General features: G+C 60.5%; 24 protein-coding genes. 12 read left to right on the top strand and 12 right to left on the bottom strand.

Going from position 1 to position 25,167, the window contains the following annotated elements; translation table 11 throughout:
- Nucleotides 1-4: 4 nt before the first annotated feature.
- Nucleotides 5-2,053, bottom strand: a complete 2,049-nt coding sequence (locus P9L99_00675; protein MDP8221844.1) for a glycosyltransferase family 39 protein — start codon at nt 2,051-2,053, stop codon at nt 5-7.
- 235 nt (nt 2,054-2,288) lie between these two features.
- Between P9L99_00675 and lptC the strand changes: the two genes are divergently transcribed.
- The 11 genes from lptC to ptsP are packed head-to-tail and all read left to right on the top strand — an operon-like array spanning nt 2,289 to nt 10,978.
- The gene (gene lptC / locus P9L99_00680) at nt 2,289-2,843 is read left to right on the top strand and encodes an LPS export ABC transporter periplasmic protein LptC (protein MDP8221845.1); all 555 of its coding nucleotides are present in this window, start codon (nt 2,289-2,291) and stop codon (nt 2,841-2,843) included.
- Complete coding sequence (locus tag P9L99_00685) at nt 2,825-3,403, top strand: LptA/OstA family protein (GenBank protein MDP8221846.1); 579 nt, start codon at nt 2,825-2,827, stop codon at nt 3,401-3,403. Before lptC ends, P9L99_00685 begins: the two co-directional genes overlap by 19 nt.
- A 30-nt stretch (nt 3,404-3,433) precedes the next feature.
- Nucleotides 3,434-4,153 carry an LPS export ABC transporter ATP-binding protein gene (gene lptB, locus P9L99_00690; GenBank protein ID MDP8221847.1) on the top strand — a complete coding sequence of 240 codons (720 nt, stop codon included), beginning with the start codon at nt 3,434-3,436 and terminating at the stop codon, nt 4,151-4,153.
- A 30-nt stretch (nt 4,154-4,183) separates the two neighbouring features.
- Nucleotides 4,184-5,605, top strand: a complete 1,422-nt coding sequence (gene rpoN / locus P9L99_00695) for an RNA polymerase factor sigma-54 (GenBank protein MDP8221848.1) — start codon at nt 4,184-4,186, stop codon at nt 5,603-5,605.
- A 23-nt stretch (nt 5,606-5,628) separates the two neighbouring features.
- Nucleotides 5,629-6,183, top strand: a complete 555-nt coding sequence (gene raiA / locus P9L99_00700; protein MDP8221849.1) for a ribosome-associated translation inhibitor RaiA — start codon at nt 5,629-5,631, stop codon at nt 6,181-6,183.
- Between the two features lie 30 nt (nt 6,184-6,213).
- Nucleotides 6,214-6,672: a PTS sugar transporter subunit IIA gene (locus P9L99_00705; protein ID MDP8221850.1), complete on the top strand. Its 459-nt coding sequence runs from the start codon at nt 6,214-6,216 to the stop codon at nt 6,670-6,672.
- Nucleotides 6,673-6,686: 14 nt separating this feature from the next.
- The gene (gene hprK, locus P9L99_00710) at nt 6,687-7,637 is read left to right on the top strand and encodes an HPr(Ser) kinase/phosphatase (protein ID MDP8221851.1); all 951 of its coding nucleotides are present in this window, start codon (nt 6,687-6,689) and stop codon (nt 7,635-7,637) included.
- Nucleotides 7,634-8,500, top strand: coding sequence for an RNase adapter RapZ (gene rapZ, locus P9L99_00715; GenBank protein MDP8221852.1), 867 nt, complete (start codon nt 7,634-7,636; stop codon nt 8,498-8,500). The genes hprK and rapZ overlap by 4 nt, the downstream gene beginning before the upstream one ends.
- A gap of 11 nt (nt 8,501-8,511) precedes the next feature.
- Complete coding sequence (locus tag P9L99_00720) at nt 8,512-8,916, top strand: PTS sugar transporter subunit IIA (protein ID MDP8221853.1); 405 nt, start codon at nt 8,512-8,514, stop codon at nt 8,914-8,916.
- A gap of 3 nt (nt 8,917-8,919) precedes the next feature.
- Nucleotides 8,920-9,189 (top strand): HPr family phosphocarrier protein, encoded by a 270-nt coding sequence (locus P9L99_00725; protein ID MDP8221854.1) that lies wholly within the window; start codon nt 8,920-8,922, stop codon nt 9,187-9,189.
- Between the two features lie 4 nt (nt 9,190-9,193).
- Entirely contained in the window at nt 9,194-10,978 is a 1,785-nt protein-coding gene (gene ptsP, locus P9L99_00730) for a phosphoenolpyruvate--protein phosphotransferase (protein MDP8221855.1), read from the top strand.
- A 6-nt stretch (nt 10,979-10,984) separates the two neighbouring features.
- Here the strand turns inward: ptsP and P9L99_00735 are convergent, their stop codons facing one another.
- The 5 genes from P9L99_00735 to P9L99_00755 all read right to left on the bottom strand — a co-directional run bounded on the left by P9L99_00735 (nt 10,985) and on the right by P9L99_00755 (nt 16,664).
- Complete coding sequence (locus P9L99_00735; GenBank protein ID MDP8221856.1) at nt 10,985-12,559, bottom strand: Rne/Rng family ribonuclease; 1,575 nt, start codon at nt 12,557-12,559, stop codon at nt 10,985-10,987.
- 83 nt (nt 12,560-12,642) lie between these two features.
- Nucleotides 12,643-15,150 (bottom strand): TIGR03960 family B12-binding radical SAM protein, encoded by a 2,508-nt coding sequence (locus P9L99_00740; protein ID MDP8221857.1) that lies wholly within the window; start codon nt 15,148-15,150, stop codon nt 12,643-12,645.
- Between the two features lie 54 nt (nt 15,151-15,204).
- Nucleotides 15,205-15,699: a hypothetical protein gene (locus P9L99_00745; protein MDP8221858.1), complete on the bottom strand. Its 495-nt coding sequence runs from the start codon at nt 15,697-15,699 to the stop codon at nt 15,205-15,207.
- Between the two features lie 87 nt (nt 15,700-15,786).
- Nucleotides 15,787-16,200 carry a secondary thiamine-phosphate synthase enzyme YjbQ gene (locus P9L99_00750; protein ID MDP8221859.1) on the bottom strand — a complete coding sequence of 138 codons (414 nt, stop codon included), beginning with the start codon at nt 16,198-16,200 and terminating at the stop codon, nt 15,787-15,789.
- Nucleotides 16,201-16,337: 137 nt separating this feature from the next.
- Nucleotides 16,338-16,664: an SCP2 sterol-binding domain-containing protein gene (locus P9L99_00755; protein MDP8221860.1), complete on the bottom strand. Its 327-nt coding sequence runs from the start codon at nt 16,662-16,664 to the stop codon at nt 16,338-16,340.
- A gap of 235 nt (nt 16,665-16,899) precedes the next feature.
- Here P9L99_00755 and P9L99_00760 point away from each other — a divergent pair, with 235 nt between their 5' ends.
- Nucleotides 16,900-18,438, top strand: a complete 1,539-nt coding sequence (locus P9L99_00760; GenBank protein MDP8221861.1) for a hypothetical protein — start codon at nt 16,900-16,902, stop codon at nt 18,436-18,438.
- A gap of 49 nt (nt 18,439-18,487) precedes the next feature.
- Here P9L99_00760 and P9L99_00765 read toward each other — a convergent pair whose 3' ends face one another.
- The 6 genes from P9L99_00765 to P9L99_00790 all read right to left on the bottom strand — a co-directional run bounded on the left by P9L99_00765 (nt 18,488) and on the right by P9L99_00790 (nt 25,161).
- Nucleotides 18,488-19,162 (bottom strand): hypothetical protein, encoded by a 675-nt coding sequence (locus P9L99_00765; GenBank protein MDP8221862.1) that lies wholly within the window; start codon nt 19,160-19,162, stop codon nt 18,488-18,490.
- Nucleotides 19,163-19,275: 113 nt separating this feature from the next.
- On the bottom strand, nt 19,276-20,937 hold the full coding sequence (locus P9L99_00770; protein ID MDP8221863.1) for an FAD-binding protein: 1,662 nt from the start codon (nt 20,935-20,937) through the stop codon (nt 19,276-19,278).
- A 9-nt stretch (nt 20,938-20,946) separates the two neighbouring features.
- Complete coding sequence (locus tag P9L99_00775) at nt 20,947-21,681, bottom strand: 4Fe-4S dicluster domain-containing protein (protein MDP8221864.1); 735 nt, start codon at nt 21,679-21,681, stop codon at nt 20,947-20,949.
- Between the two features lie 9 nt (nt 21,682-21,690).
- The gene (locus P9L99_00780; protein ID MDP8221865.1) at nt 21,691-22,173 is read right to left on the bottom strand and encodes a 4Fe-4S dicluster domain-containing protein; all 483 of its coding nucleotides are present in this window, start codon (nt 22,171-22,173) and stop codon (nt 21,691-21,693) included.
- Nucleotides 22,174-22,181: 8 nt separating this feature from the next.
- Nucleotides 22,182-23,081, bottom strand: coding sequence for a hypothetical protein (locus tag P9L99_00785; GenBank protein ID MDP8221866.1), 900 nt, complete (start codon nt 23,079-23,081; stop codon nt 22,182-22,184).
- A 1-nt stretch (nt 23,082) separates the two neighbouring features.
- Nucleotides 23,083-25,161: a molybdopterin dinucleotide binding domain-containing protein gene (locus P9L99_00790; GenBank protein ID MDP8221867.1), complete on the bottom strand. Its 2,079-nt coding sequence runs from the start codon at nt 25,159-25,161 to the stop codon at nt 23,083-23,085.
- Nucleotides 25,162-25,167 lie beyond the last annotated feature (6 nt).

The raw sequence follows: 25,167 nt of genomic DNA on the forward strand, positions 1-25,167 counted from the left end.
GATCCTACCACCACGCGGGCACCGGCACCACAACGCGCCGCGCCCGCCCGGTCCCTACCGGTTGCGCCTCGATGACAAAGGAGCGAACTCCCTTGACCTTCGACGGCACAATCAGCGTATGTTCCCCCTCGCCGCCGGGCCGATCGACGCGTAGTCGCGCCAAGCGAACACCGGGCGATTCCTCATCGTGATCCGTCACGACTTCACCGGCCCATTCCCAGAGCGAATCGCCGAGACGATTGCGCGCCCCCACCCGCAAGCTGTAACAGTTCTCGCCCCCGGGCGCATCGGTCAGCTCGACGAGAATCTGCCGGTTCGTCGTGCCTTCCGGAGCCGCGGTTTCCGGCCGCTGACGCACGGCCAGGCGGCTCGGCGTCGGATGAAGCAGCCCCATCCCCGTGCGGTCCCACGGCGGCTGAATGCGGTTCCAACGCGCCCAGGTTTCGCTTTCGGGTCCGGTCACGTCCTCGAGGTGATAGATCACAAACCAACCGTTGTCGAAAATGCGCGCCGCTTCGGGATCGGCTTCCACATCCGCGTAGGGATTCTCTACGGTATCCGGCGGCAGGCCCAGGTCGCGCGCGAGGGCCGCCAACATGGGCAAGATGCCGTCGCTGTCGGTTGAATCGGCCACGACCACCGGCGTTCCCATCGAACGCATGACGGCGGGTAATCCTTCGGTGAGCACTTGCTCCAGCCGTTCGCGGGGTAGATCCAGCAGGGTCGAGAAGTTCAGCCGCCCGTCGACCACCAGATGCAGCGCGTCGCTGCCACCGATCACGCCGCCGGTCGCCCCGGAAAAGCGAACCGCGTCCACCCGCGCCATGTACGCGCGTTCGACCCGGTCCAGATCGGTGTATCCGGCATGTAAGCCGAAAAGCACCGTAACGGCCAAAAACGCCGCGCCGCTGGTATCGATCCACACCGGCGCCACCTGCCGACGAACCCGACCACCGGCCCAAACCAGCAGGCAAGCCGCCCCCGTCGCCAACACGACAGGCCACACGCGACCGTCGCGCCACCATCCGGGCGCGAGCCAATGACCCAGCAGCAGCGCCGAGGCGACAATCGTCCACGCAACCAACGCCGCCCACTGCCCGCGACGCAGCAGGCGGTCAACGGCCAGCGCCGCCACAAACACGGCCACCGGCAACGCCGGGACCAACACGCGCGGGAAGTGGTTGACGGGATTGACCAAGTAGACGGCGACGATCACCAACGCGTACCAGAAACCAAGTCGCGCGAAGGTGCTGTTCCGTCGCTCTTTCCACATCACAACAATGCCCGGCGCGAGTAGCGGCAACGCCAGCGCGTGCAGCGTGATCAAGCCGATCCAACGCCCCGACCACACCGACGCTGCGAGATCGAAGCGCCAATCGACCGGGTAATCATTCAACACCGACCAACCGAATACCGGCCAGCGCCAAGCGATCACCGCCGCCACGAGAAGCGCCCACACGCCCACCGCCGTCAGGGGCGGCAGCCAGCGAAGCGAGGCTCGCCGGTCCGCGCGCCACAAGCCCTGCAGCACGGCCACACCGGCGGGTAGAATCAGCACCGCGCTGAAGGTCTTGCACAAAAACGCCAACGCAAAGGACAGGCCGGCCAGCGCTCCGAAGGCGGGTTGGCGCTCGTCCACCGCGCGGGTCAACAACCACAAACCCAGCACGCCGCAAAAAGTGAGTAACCCATACGGCAGGGCGCTCGTGCCGAAAAACACGGCCGCCGGAATCGCCCCGGCCAGCAGCGCGGCAATGCGTCCGTGTCGCCCGCGCTCGGCCGCCTCGAAAACCACGAGCATCACGCCGACCCCGGCCAACACCGACACCCAGCGCGCCGCGTACAGTTTCTCGTCCAGCAAGCGATAGAAGATCGACACCAGATACACCGGCAAGGTGCTGACCATGCTCCACGTGCCGTCGAGCATCTGCCGCCGCGCGTCCAGGAACAGAACGACCGAGTCGCTGTCCAGCAAACCGAAAAGCCGGGGCAGCACCAGGCGCACGGCGACGGTGACGGTCAGCCCCCAAAAGAGCGCCTGAACCGTTCGCAATTGATTCCGTTTCGGGTGTGCGTCGAGATTCATGTTCGTGCTGTGTAGCTTAAAATGAAGCATTTGCAAAAGGAAAAGGGTTTATTATTGAGAACATCTCTCGATTTGCGGATTCTTTCATGCTCTCATCGCGCCATGCGTCGTGGCGACGCCACCCCCGGGTTGTCCCGAATTTCGACGTCGGCGTCCTTTTTGTTCTTGCCTTGGCACGAATTGTGCTATAATCCCCTTGCCTATGAGATTCAGCCCTACCACAAAATTGGGAACGCTACTGGGAGTCCTGCTCGTCGCCGGGCTGATCTGGCAGCTTTGCCAATCGGATAAGCCACTGAAAAAGACCTCCGAACGGCAAAAAGACTTCCCCTTCGGTGAAATGGCGGACTTCGTTTACACCCGAACGGTAAACGGCCAAGTCCAATACCGCGCCGCAGCGGCCCGCGCCCGCTACTTCGATAACCGCAACACGGCCGAACTTGAGCAGGTGACCGGCGAGGTCGTCGAATCAGGCCGGCGTTTCGAGATCCGCGGAGACACGGCCGGGGTCGATATGACCGCCCGCACCGGTGTCTTGCGCGGCAACGTGGTGGCGCGAACCGAAGACGGCCTGGAACTTCGCACCGACGACCTGCAGTTCGACGGTGCCACGAGCCGGATATCGACCGACGCCGCCGTGCGCCTGGTCGGGCCGAGTTTCACGGTGGCCGGAATCGGCGCGGACATCGACATCGACGGACAAAGGGTTAAACTTAGAGAACAAGTGAAAGCGAAACTGTGGTCTCAAGACAACTAAACTATGCGTGGATCGTGCTATGCACGGCGTTTTTCCTGGCCGGCCCGGCGCTGGGCCAGCAAAGCCGTATCACCGCGCCCGAATTCGACCCCTCCCAGCCCTTCCACATTGAAGCCGAGCGCCTGGAAGCCGACGGCGGGGACCGACTTGTACGCTTTGAAGGCGACGTGGTCGTCAAGCAGGAAGATGCGACCCTTCGCTGCGATATCTTGTTGATTTATTTTGAAAAACAGGCCCAGTCCAAAGCGCGTCAAGACGAGGATACGCAGCCCGACGACTTCGGCGGAGAGGTTGAGAAGCTCATCGCCATGGGTAGCGTGGAGTTGACGCAGGGCAAACGCAAAGCCAGTTGCCAGCGAGCCGAATACAACCATGCCAAAGGCACGATCGCGCTAACGGGATCCCCGGTGGTCACGCAGGGCCGCGATCGTCTGGCCGGATCGACGATTCTGATTTACGTTCCGAATCAACGAGTGGAAATACTCGGCGGAACATCCGGTCGGGTTTCGGTTACCATCAATCCGGGTTCGGTTTCCGGCAACAGCCAAGACGCACCGTAGGAGAACCGTAAGGACGTGACGAAGAACCACCTGGTGCTACGAACCGACAAGCTTACGAAATCGTTCCGCAATCGGACCGTCGTTAAAGCGGCGAGTATCGAAGTGCGCCAGGGCGAAGTCGTGGGCTTACTCGGGCCCAACGGTGCCGGGAAAACGACCAATTTCTATATGGTTGTGGGGTTGTACCGGCCGGATTCCGGGCGCGTTTTATTGGGCGATAAGGACATCACGGATCTGCCGATGTACCGCCGCGCCCGCCTGGGCATCAGCTATCTGGCCCAAGAGCCGTCGGTATTCCGGAAACTGACGGTCGAGGAAAACATCCTGGCCATCCTGGAAACGCTCAAGCTCAGCCAGGAAGAACAAAACCGGCGCGTGGATCAATTACTGCAGGATTTGGGCATTTCGCACCTTCGGAAAAACAAGGCCTATTCCCTTTCCGGTGGCGAGCGACGGCGGGTGGAGATCAGCCGCGCGTTGGTTACGAATCCCTCGTTTTTGCTGCTGGATGAGCCTTTTGCCGGCATCGACCCCATCGCGGTGAACGAAATTCAAAGCATCGTCGCCGATCTGCGGGAGCGCGGCATCGGGATACTGATCACCGATCACAACGTCCGCGAAACTTTGAATATCTGCGATCGGGCCTATATTATTCATAAGGGGGAAATTCTCGAAGAAGGAGACCCGAAAACGATAGCCGAGTCACCGAAAGCGCGCGAGATTTACCTGGGTGACAAATTCAAATTGTAGCCGCCGAAACAAGAAAGGAGGGGTTGGCCGATGGCGCTTGAAATGAAAATGAACCTGCGCATGTCGCAGCAGTTGATCATGACGCCGCAACTCCAACAAGCCATCAAACTCCTCCAACTCAACCACTTGGAGATGGTCGAGCAGATCCAACAGGAGCTCGTCGAGAACCCTTGCTTGGATGAAGTGGCCGAGCCGGCGGAAAGCCCGCAGGACCTACCCGACTCCGGCCCCGAACTGAGCTTGGACACTCCCGACAACGGCGGCGCCGCCATCGACTGGAACACCTATCTGCAAAACCGCAGCGTCTCCGATTATCGCGGTGGCGGCTCCTACGAAGACGAAGAGCGCGAGCAGAGCGAAACGGTCCTGACCCGCGCCGCCGATCTGGCCACTCATTTGGAATGGCAACTGCACATGGCGGATCTGGATCAGGAATCCAGGGCGACCGGGGTGATCCTGATCGGCCACATCGGCGACAACGGCTATCTCATCACGCCCCTGGCCGAGATCTGCGAAACGGAAAGCCTCGAACCCGATCATGCCGAGTGGGTGCTGGAACGCATCCAGACCTTCGACCCGACCGGCGTCGGCGCGCGCGATCTTTCCGAGTGCCTGATGCTGCAACTCAGGGCCATGGGTTACACGAACGCGATCGTGCTGGATATGGTCGAGCGGCATTTGCCCGATCTGCAGAAACAAGATTTCAAGACGGTGGCGAAGGCGTTGAATTGCGCGGTCGAGGATGTGGTCGACGGCATGCGGATCATTGCGCGTCTCGAACCCAAACCCGGCCGTCCCTTTTCCGCCGAACGGCCGCAGTACATCACGCCGGACATCTACGTGCGAAAAGTCGGCGACGATTACGTCATCACGCTCAACGATGACGGTATGCCGAAATTGCGGGTCAGCAACTACTACAAGAAGATCCTGCAGCAAAAAAGCTCCGGCAACAAAACAGAGCAGGAATACATTCAGGAAAAACTGCGCAGCGCAGTATGGTTGATTCGCTCCATCCACCAGCGGCAACGAACGATCTATAAAGTGACCGAAAGCATCATCAAATTTCAGCGCGAATTTCTTGAAAAAGGAATCAAATTCCTCAAACCCTTGATCTTACGGGATGTGGCCGAAGACATCGGCATGCACGAATCCACCGTAAGCCGCGTGACGACCAACAAGTATGTGCACACCCCCCAGGGGATTTTTGAACTGAAGTACTTTTTCAATAGCGGCATTGGATCAGCCGACGGCAACGCAGTGGCTTCGGAGAGCGTCAAGGACATAATCACCAAGATCGTGGCCGATGAGAACCCGAAAAAACCGCTTTCCGATCAGAAGATTATGGAGATACTCAACGACCGAGAAGGACTCAGCATCAAGCGGCGCACCGTCACGAAGTACCGCGAGATGCTGGGAATCTTGTCATCAGCCAAACGAAAACGCCTGTACTAGGCACTGACGATGGGAGTGTTACCATGAAAGTTAACGTTACCTTCCGGCACATGGAACCGACCACGGCAATCAAAGATTACGTCGAAAAGAAGCTGGCGAAAGTCAAACGTTACGTCGACGAGCCGATTGAAGCCAACGTTGTGTTATCGCTTGAGAAATACCGCAACATTGCCGAAGTCACCCTGAGCGCCGGGCGGAACGTCACGAACTGTGAAGAAGAAACCGACGACATCTACAGCGCGATCGACAAGGTCATGGACAAACTCGAACGCCAACTCAAAAAGCAAAAAGACAAGATCCGCGGGAAAAAAAAGGGCGGACGCCCGGGACATCGCGAATTTGTGACCCGAGTTGAGGCACACGACGTCGGCGCGGAAGCCGCGCCCGAATGGGAAAAGCGAATCGCGGTGACCGAAGATGCCAATCTCAAGCCCGTCGGGGTCGAGGAAGCCGTGCTCTGGATGGACATGAACCCCAAATCCGACTTTTTGGTGTTTACCAACTCGACGGATGGCAAAATTAATGTAATGTACCGGCGCAAAGACGGACAATTTGGTTTGATACGAGCGCAAGCGTAAGCGCGGCACACACACTCTGGAAACAACGTCATGAAACTCGCGTCGATTTTGCAGCCGGATGCCATATGTCCGGAATTGGGAGCCACAGACAAAATGGGTGTCCTACGGGAGATGACCCACCAACTCTCGGCTTGCTATCCGGAAGTCGATGAGTCGCAAATTCTCAAGGCCCTGGTTGATCGTGAACGGCTCGGTTCCACCGGCATCGAAAACGGCGTGGCGATTCCTCACGCGAAAATCCCGGGCCTCGATCGGATCTACGCCGTGTTCGCTCGAAGCCCCGAGGGCATCGACTTCGAAAGCGTTGATGGCGAGGCGTCAACCTTGTTTTTCATGCTCATCGCCCCCGACAAAAAGGTCGGCCGCCATTTGGCGGCGCTCGAACGCGCCTCCCGCTTGCTGCAGAATTCGGAAACCCGCCGCGCGTTGCTCGAAATGGACGCGTCCGAATTGTTTGACTCGATTTGCCGAGCCGACGAGAAAGGATAAGTCCGTTGCCGCAGATGACCGTCAACGAATTGCTCCTTCACCGCCAGATCGATCTGGCGCTGGAACTCGTTGCCGGTCGATCGGGCCTCGAAAACAAAATCCGCACTCCCTACATCCAGAAGTCGGGGCTGGCGATGACCGGCTACGTGGCTTACGTCGCTCGTAATCGCGTACAGGTCTTTGGGCAGACGGAGATTTCCTTCCTGGTCACCCTGAGCGAAGAGGAACAGGAACGCGTCTGCAAAAAGTTCTTCGACCAACGGGTTGCGTGTTGCGTCGTCACGCGCAATCTGCAATTGCCCGAAGTGTTCATCCAGCACGCCGAGCGAACGCAGACGCCGGTGCTGCGCTCGCAGTTGCCGACGCAGGCGCTCATCGACCGCGTGACCAAGCTGTTGGAAACCCGATTCGCAAAGAGCGCCAGCATGCATGGTGTTCTGCTTGACGTATTCGGTGTCGGCGTTTTACTGCTCGGCGAAAGCGGTATCGGCAAAAGCGAATGCGCCCTCGACCTAGTGACGCGCGGCCACCGTCTGGTCGCCGACGACAGCGTCGATCTCGTGCGCCAGGGACCGATGGCCATCTACGGGCGCGGCCCGGACGTCATCAAGTACCACATGGAGGTTCGCGGCCTCGGCATCATCAACATCAAGGACCTGTTCGGCATCAGTGCGATCCGCGACCGCAAGAGGGTGCAGCTCGTCGTCAAACTTGTGCCGTGGGAAAAAAACGTGGACTACGATCGCATCGGCCTGGACGACAAGGCTTTTACCATCATCGGCGTGGAACTGCCGTTGATCGTCCTGCCCGTGCGCCCCGGCCGCAACCTCTCGACGATCGTCGAAGTCGCGGCGCGTAACCAATTGTTGAAACTCGAAGGCTATCATTCGGCCAAGGAATTCCAACAGCATCTGCTCTCGACTCTCTCGGCTGAAGCCGATGTTATCGTGGAGGAGACCGAATGAAAGCCGCGAAAGTCGTCATCGTCACCGGCATGAGCGGCAGCGGCAAATCCGTCGCCGCCAAAGCGCTGGAAGACCTTGGCTTCTTTTGCGTGGACAATCTCCCGGCCGATCTGGTCGACAAGCTTATTCAACTCGGCACGCTCAGCCGCCCCGGCGATCTGGGCAAATTCGCCCTCATCATGGACCTGCGCGACCCCACCTTCCCTTCGCGGGCGGTCGACCTGTTCCACAGACTGCGGCAGGACGGCTACCAACTCGATATCTTGTTTCTGGAAGCCTCGGACGAAGTGTTGCAGCGCCGGTACTCGGAAACACGACGGGCTCACCCGCAGGCCGGTAGCGGCTCGGCCATCGAAGGCATTCGCGCCGAGCGGGATTTGTTGCTGGAACTCCGGGGACAAGCCGACTGGGTACTTGATACCACCGGCCTGACGCCGCACGAACTGCGCCGCCGCATCCAAAATCGTTTCGCCGATGAATCTTCCCAGGCCCTGCTCGTGATCCGGCTGATGAGTTTCGGCTTCAAATACGGGTTGCCGGGCGACGCCGACCTGGTGATGGACGTTCGTTTTCTGCCGAATCCGCATTTCGTCGAGGACCTGCGACCGTTGACCGGCAAAGACGCCGCGGTCGCCGATTACGTGTTACAAAGCGAAAAGGCGCAGGACTTCCTGAAAAGGTACGTGGATCTCCTCGCGTTTCTCATACCGCTGTACCGTGGCGAAAGCAAAAGTTACCTCACGATCGCCATCGGATGCACCGGCGGCAAGCATCGTTCGGTCGCGATTGTCGAACACCTCGCCGAAAACCTGGGAAAGATGGATATAACGCTCGCGGTCGAACACCGCGATTACAAACGCTGACGGGAATTGACATGGTTGGAATCGTCCTGGTCGCTCACGGCGGACTGCCTAAGGAACTGCTGGAGACGACGCAGCTCATTATCGGGGAAAAACTGCCCGCCATCAGTATCGTTTCCATTACGGGCGTGGAAAAGCCCGATGAAATCAGATTACAAATTCAAAACGCGATCACGCAGGTCGATACCGGCGAAGGCGTCTTGATGTTCACCGACATGTTCGGCGGCACGCCGAGCAACATTGCGCTTTCGTTTCTCAAGGAAGACACCGTCGAAGTGGTCAGTGGCGTCAACCTGCCGATGTTGGTGGAAATGGCTTATGCCCGGCGGGAAGGCAAACTCGGGGATTTGTCCCGACAGCTTTCCGAAATCGGTCGCGGAAGCATTCACATCGCCAGCGAGTATTTGCGCAACGAGTAATCTATGCACGTGGAACGAGATGTGACAGTCGAAAATCAGGTGGGCATTCACTTGCGGGTGGCCAGCCAGATCGTCAAACTGCTCAACCGGTTTAACTGCGACGTCGAAATTTCCTTCAACGGGCGTTTGGCCAACGGGAAAAGTATCATGAGCATCACGCAGCTCATGGCGCCCCCCGGCAGCGTATTGCACGTCAAAGCTGTGGGCGAAGAGGCCGCGCGCGCCGTTATGGAGCTGGATAAGTTGTTCCGACAGAAATTCGGAGAAGATTGAACCGATGACCTCGCCCACCGGCCGACTCACAGAACTGCAGGGATTGTCCGGCGCTCCCGGCATTGCCCTGGGGCGCGCGTACCATATCGACCGGCCGCACATTCGCGTACCGCACCACAAAATCGAAGCCAGCGGTGTCGAGCACGAACTGCAGCGTCTCAACTCGTCCCTCGCCCTCTCGCGTCATCAGTTGACCGAGGCCAAGGCGAAACTCGACTTGGAGGAGCACGCGCAGATCCTCGATGCGCACCTTTCTTTGTTCAAAGATCCGGAACTCATCGGCCGCTTCCGGCGGCGCATCGAGGAACTGCTGGTCAACAGCGAATGGGCCGTCACGCAGGTCATTGCCGAAGTCACGAGCATCTTCGACCACGTGGAAGACCCCTACCTGCGCGAGCGACGCCGCGACTTCGAATACGTCGAGCGACGCCTGCTCCACAATTTAATGGGCGTCAAACAGCAGAGCCTCGAAGATATCACCGAACCGGTCATCCTCGTGGCGCACGACCTCTCGCCTGCCGACCTGGCACACATCAACCGCGATTCGATTCTCGGCATCGTCACCGATGTCGGAGGCGCCACTAGCCACACGGCCATTCTCGCCCGCGCCATGGAATTGCCGACCGCCATCGGCCTGGAAAGAGTCACCGAGTACGTCAAAACGGGCGACTTGATCATCCTCGATGGTTTCGAAGGCAAGGTATTTCTCAATCCGTCCCTGGAATTGATCGCCGACTACGAAACCCGGCGGCAGTACCACGAGCAGTTTGAGGAAGGTCTGCGGCAGATTCGCGATCTGCCCACCCAAACCTCCGATGGACACGCGGTGGTGCTGGCGGCGAACATCGAGTTGCCCAGCGAGTTGGACACGGTACTCAGCAACGGTTTGACGCAAATCGGTCTTTTCCGCACCGAATTTCTCTTCCTGTTTAGTTCCCACACGCCGACCGAGGAAGAACAATTCGAGGTTTACCGCAACGTCGTCCAGCGGCTCGGCGATGGGGGCGTGACGACCATCCGCACCATCGACCTGGGCGGGGACAAGGTCGACTTCGCCGAGGAATATTTCCAGCAAGAAGCCAACCCCGCCATGGGCCTGCGCGCGATTCGGCTATGCCTGGCGTACCCGGATATCTTCCGCGTGCAGTTGCGCGCCATCTTACGCGCCAGCGCCTTCGGCAAAGTGCGCATCATGTTCCCGATGATCAGCGGGCTGGAAGAAATGCGCATCGCCAAGCGTATCGTGGCCGAAGTGGCTGATGAACTTCGGACCGACGGCATCGCGTTCGACGAAAACATCCAAACCGGCATCATGATCGAAACGCCCGCCGCCGCCGCCGTCGCCGATTTGCTGGCGCCGGAAGCCGACTTCTTTTCCATCGGAACCAACGACTTGATTCAATACACCTTGGCCGTTGACCGCGGCAACGAACACGTCAACTACTTGTTCCACCCTCTGCACCCGGCGGTGTTACGCGCGGTGCGGCGGGTTGTGGAATGCGGTCACGAGCAAGGCATCCCCGTGGCTGTGTGCGGCGAAATGGCCGGCGAGCCGGCGTTCGTGAAGGTCCTACTCGGCCTCGGTGTGGACGAGTTGTCGATGTCGCCCAACCGTGCTTTGCGCATCAAGCGGTTGATCGCCCGCTTCTCCCGGGAAGAGGCGCGGCAGCTCGCTCAAGAAGCGCTCAAGCTACCCACGGTGGCGCAGATCAACGACCTGATCCTCTCGCACATGCACACGCACTACCGCGAAGACTTCGAATTAGACGACGCCGACGGCTACAATTAACCGGATTTACGCGCAGATGATTTCGAATTGTTCCAGGTGGAACGACGAGTTGTCTTTGATCGTAATGTCGGTTCCACAGGATTCCTCGAGGAATTCAACTCCCGCCCGCTCTTCTTCGTAAAGCAGATCCGCGATTTCCGGATGCACGTGCAGGATGATCGACTTGCTGCAACTGGACGCCACCTCTTTTTTTATCTCGCGGAAAATCTCGCCACAGATCGCGGTCTTGCTCTTCACGTATCCCTTGCCCTCGCAATACGGGCAGGGTTCGGAAAGAACTCGCGCGATGGACTCCCGGGTCCGCTTGCGCGTCATCTCGACCAACCCGAGTTCCGAAATCTTCAGAATATTCGTCTTGGCGCGGTCCCGCGTCAGTTGCTCTTGCAGGGCTCTAAACACCTTCTCGCGGTTGCCTTCCTTCTCCATGTCGATGAAATCGATAATGATCAGGCCGCCGATATTGCGTAGGCGAAGCTGGAAGCATATTTCCTTGATCGCCTCCAGATTCGTTTTCAGGATCGTATCCTCGAGATTGTGCTTGCCGACGAAGCGCCCGGTGTTGACGTCGATGGCCGTGAGGGCTTCGGTTTGCTCGATGATGATGTAACCGCCGCTTTTCAACCAAACCTTCGGTTGCAGCGCCCGGGCGATTTCGACCTCCAGGCCGAAGTGATCAAACACCGGCTCCGCTTCGTCATAGAAATCCACGGTGCAGTTAATGCGGGGCATGTGCTTGCCGAAAAACGACATGATCTTGTCGTATTCGTCGCGGGAATCAATCAACACCCGGCCGATGTCGGCGCGAAACAGGTCGCGGATCGCCCGCAGCGTGATCGACAGATCGCTGTGCAACAGAGACCGCGCTTTGGCGGTATCGTATTTTTTCTGGACGCTTTTCCACACTTCGACCAGGAATTCCACGTCGTTGACCAGCGCTTCACGATCTTTGCCCTCGGCCGCGGTGCGTACGATAAATCCCATTCCCGTCGGCCGCAGTTGCTCCACCACTTCTTTGAGTCGCGCTCGCTCCTCCTCGTCGTCGATGCGACGCGACACGCCGACGTGATCCATATACGGCATCAACACCAGATTGCGGCCCGGTAGGCTGATGTGGCTGGTGATGCGCGCGCCTTTGGTGCCGATGGGCTCCTTGGCGACCTGCACCATGATCTCTTGCCCTTCACGCAGCAAGTCTTCGATCGGCACGGCCGGCACCGGGTGCGGCATGGCGCCCTCGCTCATCTCCATATTCACTTCGTCGAAACTCTCGCTGGTTTCGCGCGGCAGAGTCGGTACCCGTTCGCTGTCGGCGTCGTCGCCCGAACGCTCGAATACGGCAATGTCGTTCACCGGATCGCGCACGTCGGCCACGTAGAGAAATGCGGCGCGATCCAAACCGATGTCGACGAACGCGGCCTGCATGCCCGGCAGCACCCGGGTGACGCGACCTTTGTAGATATTGCCGACAATTCCCTGCTCGCGAGCCAATTCAATATGCAGTTCGGCCAGATGACCGTTCTCCAAAAGAGCGACACGCTTCTCCTGATGGGTAACGTTGATGATTAGTTCGTTATCCGGCATGGATACTTCGCTCCTTGGTTGACTTCGCGTTGGATTCTAGGCGATGCGTCCCGGCCCCGCAAGAACAAGCCGCCCGGTTCCTATCACTCGCGCCACAGTGTCTCTGTTTTACGAATCGCCGTGGGATTCACCGGCCGCCCCGGCAGCCCGAGCATTTCCGCCGCCAACACGGCGATCTTCAAACCGCCGCCGGCCTTCATCATCTGCCGCACATGCAGCGAATCTCCTTCCACCCTCGCCTCGGCTACCAGCGACCGCGCGTCGACACGGCGCGCCTTTCCCTTCTTCACGATATCTACCGGCCAATTTTCCGCCGCCAGAAATCGCGTGACCGCCTCGCCCGCCGCCGGGGCGTCCAGGCGCGATAAATCGATTTCGTACACAAAACCCACGACGTCTCCGTTAATGCTCGGCGCATCAAGTGCTTTGCTATGCGCTTCGCATAACTCGATACCTTCCGGCAATTCTCGCGCCAGTTCGCTGCGTACCTGCGCCGCGTCAAGTGATTCGTTAAGTGTCAGTTCGAACCACTCTGCATCGCTGGCGATACCCACCGCCAGCGGCGGCCCGAAAGCGATCTTCGGAAGCGGGTGAAAACCCTGGCTGTACACCAAGGGCAGCGCCGCACGCCGCGCCGCACGCGCCATGGCCCGCGATAAGTCCAAATGTCCCAGCCACCGCGTCGGGCCGAACCGGCGGTAGCGGAACCAGTAGCGAAACCGCGCATCCTCCGGCGGCGCCGCCGCGAGGGAAATCGGCGGCTCGGCAATGGCGGGTGCCGCGAAGTCGTTGGCGGCTTCATCGATGCAAGCGCCGCACGCCCCGCACCGGCCGGTACGGCAATCCTCGGTCACTTCGGCGGCCAAAGCGCGTTCCTTCTCACGCTGCAAGAAGGCTTTGTCGACGCCGACATCCACACCGTCCCAAGGTAACGGGTCCCCATCGGGAATCCGCCGTGTTGCCGCGGCCTCCAGGTCGATCCCGGCCGCCGCGAATGCCTCCCGCCAACGGTCGAGGCGGAAATACTCGCTCCACCCGTCAAAACGGGCGCCGGCGCGATACGCCGCCTCGATGGCCGCCGCGGCCCGACGATCGGCACGCGCCAACGCCGCTTCCACCAGACTCGTTCGCCAATCGTGTACTTTGTAGACTGCGCCGCCGCGCCGTTTACGTTTCGTCGCCAGAAAAGGCTCCATACGGTGTCGCACAATCTCTGGATCGGCCATCCCGAAGCGCTCGAATGGCGTATGCGGCTTGGGCACGAAGATGCTGACGGTCACGTTGACGCGCGCCCGCTTCGTGACGCTCTTACCCAGCGCGTACACGCGGTCGACGAGGTCGAAAATCGCGGCGACGTCCTCGTCGGTTTCGGTCGGCAGGCCGATCATGAAATACAGCTTCACAATCTCCCATCCCGCTTCGAACACCCGGCGCACCGACTCCAGCACCATGTCGTCGGAAATCGGTTTGTTGATGACGCGGCGCAATCTTTCGGTCGCGGCTTCGGGGGCCAGGGTAAATCCGGTGCGGCGCACGCGGCTGATCGCCTCGGCCAACTCGCCCTCCAGCGACTCAGCCCGCAGGCTCGGCAGCGAGAGCGCAATGCGTTGCGGCGCCAGTTCGTTCATCATGTGCGGTATCACGGTCTGGACCGGAGACCAATCACCGGTCGAAAGCGACAACAAGCCCACCTCGTCGTATCCGGTGGTCGCCAAACTCTCCCGCGCGGCACGGGCGATCGTCGCGCCTTCGCGCTCGCGAGCCGGACGGTACAAGTAGCCGGCCTGGCAAAAGCGACAGCCCCGAAGGCAACCGCGCATCACTTCCAGCGCCAGTCGATCGTGGACCGCTTGAATATTCGACACCAGCGGACGGCGCGGCAGCGGCGTCGCATCCAAATCGTGCACCAGACGACGTCGGACGCGTTCCGGCTCGCCCGGATCGAGGTCGAAACCGTCAAAGCGCGCGCCGTCGAATCGCGGTGTTCGGCGGGAAGGCACGTACACGCCGGCGATTTTCGCCACGGCCTCGAGCATCGCCTGTCGCCCGCCCGACCGCCCTTTCACTTCCCGTACGGCGTCGGCGATTTCGACCACGACTTCCTCGCCGTCGCCCAACACGAGGGCGTCGAAAAACGGAGCCCATGACTCCGGGTTCGTGGCGCACGGCCCGCCCGCGATGGTCAGCGGTGCGTCATCCGAACGATCGGCCGCTAGCAAGGGAAGCCCGGCCAAATCGAGCATCTGAAGCACACCGGCGGCCGCCAACTCGTACTGAAGCGTGAAACCCAGCACGTCGAAGTCGGCTATGGGCTCTTTGGATTCCAGCGCGAACAGCGGCAAACCCACGTCGCGCAACACCTTCTCCATATCCGGCCACGGCGCATAGACGCGCTCCGCCGCGCACCAGGTTAGCTCGTTGAGCGCCGCATAAAGCAGTTGGTAGCCCAGATGACTCATGCCGATTTCATAGACGTCGGGGAAAGCCAACGCGAAGCGCACGTCGACCGCGGATGGCTCCTTGCGAACCGAGCCGATTTCACCGCCGGTATAACGGGCGGGCTTTTCTACCTGGGCGAGCAGTTCATCCATTGGCGTCGCTCGTGTGTTCGTCGTGGAAAATGGAAACGCAGCCGACGTATTTTTCTAGAAGCGAAGCTGAAAAAGGTTTGTCCGCCATACTTGTTCTTTTTTTCCGGACAACGTTTCGCCCTCGAAGAATCCCACGGCCGGCAGGCGCCATGTCAATCCCGGCGTTTGATTCAGGTCCAGGCTCGCCGCGGCGTCTTCCTTAGTAACGTCAGCCGGTAAGGTCAAACCAAGAGCCAGGCCGCCGCCAAAACCGGCCATGCCGGTAATGATCATCATCGTGTCGAAATTCTTGTCGGCATCGGGGTTCTGGTAGAAAACCAGCAACAGGCCGCCGACCACCAAACCGCTGAACACGCCTAAACCCGAGGCGATCAACACCGTTTTGCCGCGGCCGGGTTCGTAGGTAGTCGTCGGTAAATAGAGGTCCCGCTCTTCGTCCCAGACGAAGCCGTCATCGGATCCGGAATCTTCGTTCCCGTCCTCCGCCGCGCCGCAAACCGGCAACAAAACCAGACAAAAAGACAGCAGAAACGCGACAATTCGGCGCACGGCAGTGATCCCCTATAGCATGAACATGAAAAAGTTACGGTAGTTTATGGGCTTGGCGGAGTCGGGTCAAGCGACACCCCACCGGCATCATTCACCCATCGCTTTGACGACGACTCGTTTGCGCCGCCGACCGTCGAATTCGCAATAATACACTTGCTGCCACGGCCCCAAATCCAATTGCCCTTCGGTAATCGGCAGCACCACCTGGTGATGCACTAGAATGCTCTTCAAGTGAGCGTCGCCGTTGTCCTCCCCGGTACGGTGATGGCGATAGTCTTTGCCGAACGGCGCCAGCCCTTCAAGCATCTGGTCGATATCGGCAATGATTCCCGGCTCGGCGTCGTTGACCCAAATGCCGGCGGTGATGTGCATAGCGCTGACCAACACCATGCCTTCCTCGATGGCGGCTTCAGCCACAACTTCCTCGATTTTCGCAGTGATGTTGAGGTATTCGCGTCTTTTGGATGTGTTGAACCATAGGTATTCGGTGTGACTTTTCATCGAAATGCTCCTCACTCACCTCAATTCGAGCGCAACGTACTCCCCTACATTGGTTCGCATGATGAAACCGGTCAAGTCTAAAAAAAGAAAAGGGAAAGCGCGATGCGCTTCCCCCGAGTCATCCAAGTTGGCCGATATTAGCCGAGGATTTTCCCCAGCTTCATGGCCAGGCTCATGTCACCACTGATCTTGACTTTGCCCGTCATGAAGGCCATCTGCGGATTCAGGCTGCCGTCGATGATCGCCAGCAGATCTTCATCCGTCACCGTCACGGTGCAATTGGCGCTTTCCGCCGGGCCACTAGCCACGGCCGGAGCATCACCGGTTAAATCGACGTGCCACTCACCGCCGTCGTCACCAGTTACGTTGAACTGATAAACCGCATTGATGTTTTCGACTTTCGACGGGTCCGCAGCCATCTTGGTCGCCATGTTCTCAAATACTTCGTTTACGGAACTGGCCATTATTGGATCCTCCTGACAATTATGCCGCCGCACACCGACAGCGTTCGGGTGACTTTTCTTCGTGCAAATGGACCTTTCGTCTAATAGCGTTTTCCCTGTGTGGTGTCAACGCCATTTCGCGCCCCGCCCTGCAACAAAACCGCCCCCCGGGTGTCTCACGGACTTGACAAGCGGGACTCCGGCCCCAAATCTATGGGCCGGTTATAGAGTATAAAACCAACGAGGAGCCAAACGTATGAGACACATCGCCGCAATCAAGTGGTTTCTACCGCTTCTGGTGATCTTTCTGGTCGCCGGATGCGGGATTAGTAGTAATGACTCAAAGCCCGCGGGCGTCGAAGAAACCCAACCCCCAACCGCAGCGGCGGCGGACGGCAAAATCGAGGTCACGCTCTACGCCATGAGTGAATGCCCCTTCGGCGTGCCGGCGGAAAAGGTCGTCCACAAAGTCAGCCAGACCCTCCCGGACGCCCTGGACCTGCGCCTGATTTTCATCGTCGGCCAGGGTCCAGATGGTAAACTCAATTCTCTGCACGGCCCCGGCGAACTGCAAAAGAACATCGTGCAAGCCTGCGTCGGGAAAACCGCCCTCGCTAAACAGTACGAATTCGTCTTTCGTTGGAACGAATCGGGCAAGGATTGGCAGGAAGTCGCCAAAGAGCTCGAACTCGACGCAAGCGCGATCGAATTGTGCGCCGCCAACGAGGGCGAGTCGATCATGCGCGAGCACCTGGCCGAAACCGAGAAAAACCAGGTCAACGCGAGCCCGACGATTCTGATCAACGGCCAACGGTACGGCGGCGGCATCAACAGCCTCGAACTGTTCGGGGCCATCTGCCAAGCCTCCGGCGACAAACGCCCCGCCGCCTGCGCCAACCCGCCCGACACACTCTCGCGCAGCGACGGAAGCGGCGCCGGCTCGTGCAACAGGCCGGGCACGCCTCCCAAACTACCCGACGAACTGGTGGACAAAACGCCGATCGAACATACGGTCGTGGTGGCCGGCAACGCCGTCGATCAGAGCCGGGTCGAGGAAGTGTTGAACCAGACCCGCGCGCTGTATCCGAACGTCAAGATCAACAAAGTGAAGTCCGATTCCGCGCTGGGCAAAAAGCTGATCGCCAAATACAACCTTCGCATGTTGCCCGCGTTTATTTTCCCGAAAGAAGTGAAGGATCGGAAAAACTTTCAAGCTTTGCAACAACACTTGCTCGAACTCGAAGACGGCTACATACTGGCCCCGCAAATCGGCAGCAATTTCTTCCTCGATCGCGAGCCGGAGAAGAAACGCCTCGACATCTTCTTCACGCCCTTCTCGCCCAAGGCGTTGCGCGTATTGCTGGACGTCGGCGACCTCCTGGCGCGTCCCGACGTCCAAGCGCTGGGCGTCGATATCCACTTGCGCCCCTTTGCGATGGTTCAAGACGGACAAATCCAAAGCCAGATGGGGCCGCCCGAAATCGAAGAGATGCTGCGCGTTCTGGCCGTGATCGAACAGGACCCCGCCAAGGCCTGGGATTACCTGAAAGCCCGCTATGAAAACCCGATGTCCAGTTGGTGGGAAGAATATGTCAAAAGCGCCGGCCTCGATCCCGACGTGGTGAAAAAAGCCGCGCAGTCCGACACCGCGGCCGCCAAGCTCGCCGAAAACAGTAACCTGGCCGGCACCCTCGCCATCGCCGAGGATTTCGTGGTGCTGGTGGAAAACCGGGAATTGGCGCGCATTGTTGACAAGGACTCATTCAAGAAGCTGCTGTTCGACCTGGCGAAATAGCGTACCGACGTTCGTTACTATCAAGCCCGCCGCCGCCGGTGGGCTTTTTTCATCTTCGCTTCGCCACACCGTCCTCTTCGGCCACGATCCGCGCCGCGCCGATCGGCATCAGGTATTCGCAGTTGCGGCCGCGCTTCGACTTCATCCAGAATCCCCACTCGAAGTCGGTGATCCCCGCCTCGGTCACGCAACCGGAGTGAATCGTCGGTGTTTCGTAGTTGCAGCCGTCCGCCGTGCCGATAATGTTCACGCATATCGAGTAGCATCCGTCGCTTCCATACACGTTCGCCGGCAAACGATTGCCGGAATCGTCGACGCCCACCCCGGCGTAGGATACCGACACCTGGCCTTCTTCGCCGGTATCGAAATAGATCAGATGGTAATCTGCGACCCGCAAACCCGATGTGCCGGATTCATCATAGGTGATCGTCAGGGTGTCCAGCATGTAGTCCCCGCCGATGTCCGGCGCCTCGTCGCCGTCGTATACGGCAATGCCCAGATTGCGAATCTTCTTCACTTCGTCCAGTTCGCACGGTTCGCCTTCGACAACGCGGCCGCTTTCGCCTCCGACCACCGGCACCGTCGAATCGTCGTCATCGCCCGCCTCGTCATCGTCGCCGCTTGTGGCTTTGCCGCCCCCGCCGCCACCGCAGGCCATGAAAAGCCCAAAACAAACAAGAACAAGCGCCGCCAATACACACCACAGCCAAGCCGACTTGAACATAATTCCGGTCTCCTTGCCGAATTCTTTGCACATATAAAAGCGTTGACGGGGGTTAGAATACAACGCCGCACGAAGCCTGTCTAACTAAGGGCGAAACGCTGCCGAAAACGCAATCAGTCCAGCGCCGCTAGGCGCTTATCCTTCACGCGCTCGCCGAGGTAATCGGGCAACAGGATCGGGCTTTTGATCGGCGCGTCCAGCCCCGCTTCTTTGCGCTCCTTCACGAACCGGTGTACGTGCTCGAGATTCGGCGTGCCCGCTTCGTAGCGATCCTTGGCGTACTGCGCCGCCTCACGCCCGGCGATGCGCCCGAAGACCGTCACGTCCAAGAGCGAATTGCCCATCAAGCGGTTCTCGCCGTGCACGCCGCCGCTGACTTCACCTGCCGAGTAAAGGCCCGGCAACACTGTCTCGCACTTGGAGTCGTAGGCCAGGCCGCCGTTCTGGTAGTGCAGCGTCGGACCCACGAGCATCGGTACCTTGCTGATGTTGATGCCGTAGCGTTTGAAAAGAATGAACTTGCCCGGGAACTCGCGTTCGACCGTGCCCGGCCCGTGCAGTTGCTCGATCATCGGGCTGTCGAGCCACGCGCCGAATTTGCCCGTCGGAGTCGGCACGCCCTTGCCGACCTTGCCGCACTCGCGAATGATGCTCGCCGCTTCCACGTCGCGGGGCTCGCGTTCGAAGACGAACTGGTTGCCCTCCACGTTCAGGATGTGCGCACCGAAACCACGCACTTTTTCCGTGATCAAAAGACCCTCGGCCTGTTCCGGGAACACCGCGCCGGTCGGGTGATACTGCACCGCGTGCAGGAACGTGACCGGCACTCCCGCGCGGTAGGCCATGACCAGGCCGTCGCCGGTGGCGCCGTAATGATTGGTCGTCATGAAGCCCTGCACATGCAGGCGGCCCGAACCGCCGGTGGCCATCACGACGGCTTTGGCGTGCACCACGTAGGGCTCGCGCGTCTCGAGGTTGAACAGCAACGCGCCGCAGCAGTGCCCCTTGTCGTTAAGGATCAGCTCGACAGCCGGATTGAACTCCAGCACTTCGATCCGGTCGGCTCGATTGCGCGCTTCGTCGCGCAGCGTGCGCATGATCTCCGCCCCGGTGATGTCGGCCGCGAAGTGCATGCGCTTGCGACACGTGCCGCCGCCGTGCGCTGTACGCAGCGTGCCGTCCTCGTCGCTCTCTTTCGAAAGCAGGCAGCCCATGCCTTCCAGCCACTCGATGACCAGCGGCGCTTCGGTCACCAGCGTGCGCACCAGTTCCGGCGGATTCTTGAAATGCCCGCCGCCTATCACGTCGAGGTAGTGGAAGTAGGGACTGTCCCAACCCACTTTCGTCGCCGCTTGGATGCCGCCCTCGGCCATCATCGTGTTGGCGTCGCCGTGCCGCAGCTTGGTGGCGAGAATGACCCGCACGCCCGCTTCGGCGGCCAATAGCGCCGCGCTCGTGCCTGCGCCGCCGCCGCCGATCACCAGCACGTCCGTCGTATAGTCAGCCTCTGTAACGTCCACTACGCCCGGCTCGACCAACGGTGCGGCCTCGAGCAGGTCGGCGATTTCGTGACAGATCGCGTAGTCTTTACTCACGCCGCAGGCCAGCGGGCGCCGCCCTTCCTCTTTGTAGTCGGGGTGGTATTTGAGCCGTTCGGTCCGCTCTTCCAGCGACAGCGGCGGAAAGTCCTTTCCCTCCCTGGCGCCGGCCACACGCTCGCTACGCGTTGCTTCGACGCGCTTGATCAGGTCGAGCATTTCCTGTGTGTATCCCACAATCCCCTCCTACAGGTAGGTATCGTCCTTGGGTTTCCAGTTGGGGTTTTCTTCTTGCGGCTGCATCTCGCGCTGTACGTACAGCTTGCGCAGACCGGCGTCTTCCATCTTGACCAACTCGTCGAGCGAGTCGTCGAAAGTGCCGATGCGGATGCGTTCGGTCTGTTCGGCCAAATGCTTGCTGCGCGGCATCAGATGCACACCCACCAAACGCCGAGCCAGTTCCGCGATGTGGTATTGCTTGAGTTCGGCCGGGCAACGCGCCGCGCACAGGCCGCACATGACGCAGTCGAATGAGAGCCTTGCCGCTTCGCGCAGGTCGCCGCGAATGACGGCGCTGATGTATTCCATTACCGGGATTTCCATCGGGCAGCTTTTCGTGCAGGTATTGCAGCCCATGCACTTGTAGAGATCCGGGTAGAGCGCCGCGATCGCCTGGACCGTCGCCTCGGTTTGATCCACGTCGTAGGTCGCTTTCGGCGCCGGGAAGAAGGGGATTTGGGCGATGTACATCCCTTCTTGCACGACGGTCTGGCAGGCTAGGCCGACTTCGATTTTGTAGCTGCCCGTGTAGCGGAACACCGTCGCGCATGCTCCGCAAATGCCGCCGCGGCATCCGCACCCACGAATCCATTTATAGCCCGCGTATTCGAAGGCCTTCTGGATCGTTAGCGAGTCGGGCACGACGTATTGCTTGCCCATGATATAAATGTTCACGACTTCCGGCGTGGCTTGGTCGCTCATGTCATCCCCCTATCGCGCGATAAAAATTCCCAGAATGATTCCGAACACCAACGCCGCGATCACCATGAAGTAATTGTCGAGGCGGCGCAGCAAGGGGTTTTGTGGAATCGTCTCCGGGATTTTCTCGTCCACGATGTAGTCTTTTATTTCCGTGTCCACCTGCGGACATGACAGAATGCAGGAAAAGCAGAGTTCGCAGTCCTCGGCCACGATCGATTCCAGCGCGAAACTCGTCCGGCGGTCGGTGACCGAAAGCCGATCGGGTTCCCGCCGCAAAACCGGGCACGAGTCCAGGCAGTTGCCGCAGGCCAGGCAAGCCCGGTCGCCGGTCAAATCCTCCTCGCCGACGATGTACAATCGATGGTATGCCTCCATGCCGCGCGAGAGCAGCCGAAACCGCGCCACCGGCGGTTCCTTGATTTCGAGCAGTTGGTCCACCGTTCGTTTCTTGTCGTCGGGCAGCGTCGGCGATAGTTCGGATATCGATGCCATCGTGCCTCCTAATAAGCCGCGTTTGCGGCGTTTTCCCGGTAGTCGGGGTGACATTGGCTGCAATCCCGTTTGTCCGCGCCCTCACACTCGGCGCGGAAGATCGTAAACCGGCCGTGGAAGGTGCCGGTGTGACAGCGACGGCACGTCTCTTCGCTCGGCAACGCGAGATGAACCGTGCCGGGGTGCCGCCCGCGAACCGCGTCCGTATGGCAGCCGGTGCACCGCATCGGGTTGAACGCAAAATAGTTAATCGAACGCTCCACTTCGCCACCTTGCCGGCGGTCGTGACACTGACCGCACCAGCCTAATTTGGCCTTCAGCAATAGCTCGCGTTCGCTTTTGGCCTCGTCGTTTTCCTCGCCGTCGGCCTGCGCTTCCGTCAATTCGCCCAGGCGCGCCTCCGCATCTTCCGGAAAGCTTTTGACCCAGAAATGACGCTGGTGCGAAAAGCGTAAGCCGATCGCCGCCACCTTTTCCGGCAGTTCCAGTTTTTCCGCGTCGCGCAGCTTCAACACGTCGAAGTGGCACGCCAGGCACTGCTGGTCGGTATAGCCCGGATCGAGTTCCGGCAGTTTCGCCGCCTCCGCGTTGGTCGAGCGCACGAGCTTCTCCGGCAGGCTTGCCGCCCAGTTGCCCGCGATATTGTAGAAATTCTTGTCCGTGTGGCACGTCAGGCACGCCTCACCGCTTTCCTTGTACGGCTTGTGCGACGTGTGCTCGGCATCGAAACTCGTGAATACGCCCTGCGGCTCGTGGCACTTCATGCAGAAGCTCGACGCTTGGTTGTACGTCACCATGCCGAAAAAGCCCGCGCCGCCGCCTAGCGCCATCACGACCCCCACCCACAACGGCGACACCGTCGCCACGAAGGTCGCGATGAGTTTCAGCAATCGGCGCACGAGGTCCACGTCAAAGCCTCCGTATCCACAAGCGCGTCGGCGGGCGCTTGACCACGTCGCTGTCGGCGTTGATTTCCCGCCGCTGGAAGGGTGCCAAGTTCACGCCCGCCCCTTCCCGTTCCCACCAGATCAATTTCATGTCCGGATCGTGAGCCGTCGTGAAAGGCTTGGCCAAAGCCAACCGGCCCGCGCTCACGTGCCCCTCCCCCTCGATCATCGCCACGCAACCGGGTCGCACGCCGTCGGAGACGAACACCTTCGCGTCCACGGCCATGTTCCGGTCGCCGTGCTCCGGCCAGACCTGCACGTAGTCGCCGGGATGCACGCGCAAGCGCCGCGCGTCGTCGGGGTGCATATACAAGGGCGCCGCGTGTTGAATTTCGGCCAGCCACTTGGCCTGCGCGCCGGTCTCGTTGACGACCGCCGATCCCCGCAACAACAGCACCGGCCGAAACACCTCGGGCTCGCGCGACTCAAGCGGCGGCAACTCGCGGAAAAAACGCACCGGAACCCGGTAGGCCAAACGCGGATCGAATCCCGCATCGGCGGCGTACACGCCGGTGCCGATGGCGATGAACTGCCGCGCGCCGGTGTAATCCCGCACCATTTGCAGATCGTACGCCGGGGCCGGCACGCCCGCGCTGACTTGCGCCTTGCCGAGGCCGTTGAACACGTCCCCGGTCGCCGGGACGCCTTTGGGGGGCGGCGCCACCGGACGCTGCTCGACATACGTGGGCGTGGAAACGTAGGAGGTCAACCAAACCCGCCCGTGCCCTTCCAGCGGCACCGTTTCGGGAATCACGAGGTCGGCCGCCGCCGCTGTTTCATTCGGCAGCGGTGTGATCGCCAGGTGATACGCGAGGCGTCCGTCGGAAAGCGCTTTCTCCAACGCCGCGCCGCGTTCGTACACCGGATTCGAGCGGTGACTGATCAACACGATGTCGCGCCCCTCGCCCGCTTCGATTTCCCGGTAGATACGCTCCGCCGTCACCGCCGAGGCCGCGTTCTCCGACGCCACCAGCCGCGGCCGCGGCATCACCGGGATCTGGTAGAGCCCGAACACCAGGTCGATCAGGGCAATCGCCGCATAGGCCGCTTCGGTGTCATCGCCCTCGAACACCGGCTGTCCCGCCATCGTCGCCGGGTGATCGGCCTCGATCAGCAGACGGCCCGCCTCGCGCAGCAACTCGGCTTCGACGCCGCACACCTGCGCCGCATACTCGGTCGTGTATGCGCCTATCGACTCCGCCAGCGTCACCAGCGGCACATACTGCCCGCGCATCGAAATCGTCGCGCCCAGATTCGCGTGCTCCAGGGCTTGCCGCAGCACCGCCAGCACCGCCACACGCGCTGTTCCCGGACGGATCGGCACCCACAGATCGGCCTTGCTGCCGGTCGCGGAAAGGCGCGGATCGAACACGACCATCTTCATGCCGCGCTCCACCCGCGCTTCGATAATCCGCTGCGCATCGGGCAGAAAGCGCGGCCCGCCGTCGAGCGGCTGGTCTTCGAATACCAGCAGCAGGTCGGCGCGATCGAGGTCCGGCCGCACCTCGCTGTCCCACACCGCCTCCATGCCGCGCGCCCTTGCGGAGTCTTCCAACGCCTCGCGACCAATGACCGTCGCCCGCCCGTCCAGCGATGCGACGAAATCCGCGTGGGCTTGCTGCTCGTCCCATGTGTCGATCACCAGACGCGCCCCGTCGCCGATCAGTCGCGCGATTTTCTCGCCCGCTTCGGCGATCGCCGCCGCCGTATCGACGACCGAGCCGTCGCGCCGCCGAGCTTGCCAGAGGCGTTCCGGATGCAACTGCAAATTCATCGCCGCCACGCCGAGCGCGCAAATTTTGCCGCGACTGACCGGGTGGTCCGGGTTGCCCATAATCGCCGTCAGCTTCGTCTTGTTGCGCAAATAGCCCACGATGCCGCAGCCCGCCGGACACGCCCGGCAGACGGAGGGGATCGGTTCATCCATGCGGCTGCTCGTGCGCATCACGTGCCCGTAGAAGGCGCGGCCGAGGCCCTCCACGCCGAGCACCGCCGCGCCGGCTAGACCCCAGGAAATGAAATGGCGTCGAGCAATCCGCACCCTTAC

Source organism: Candidatus Lernaella stagnicola (assembly GCA_030765525.1).
GTDB lineage: Bacteria > Lernaellota > Lernaellaia > Lernaellales > Lernaellaceae > Lernaella > Lernaella stagnicola.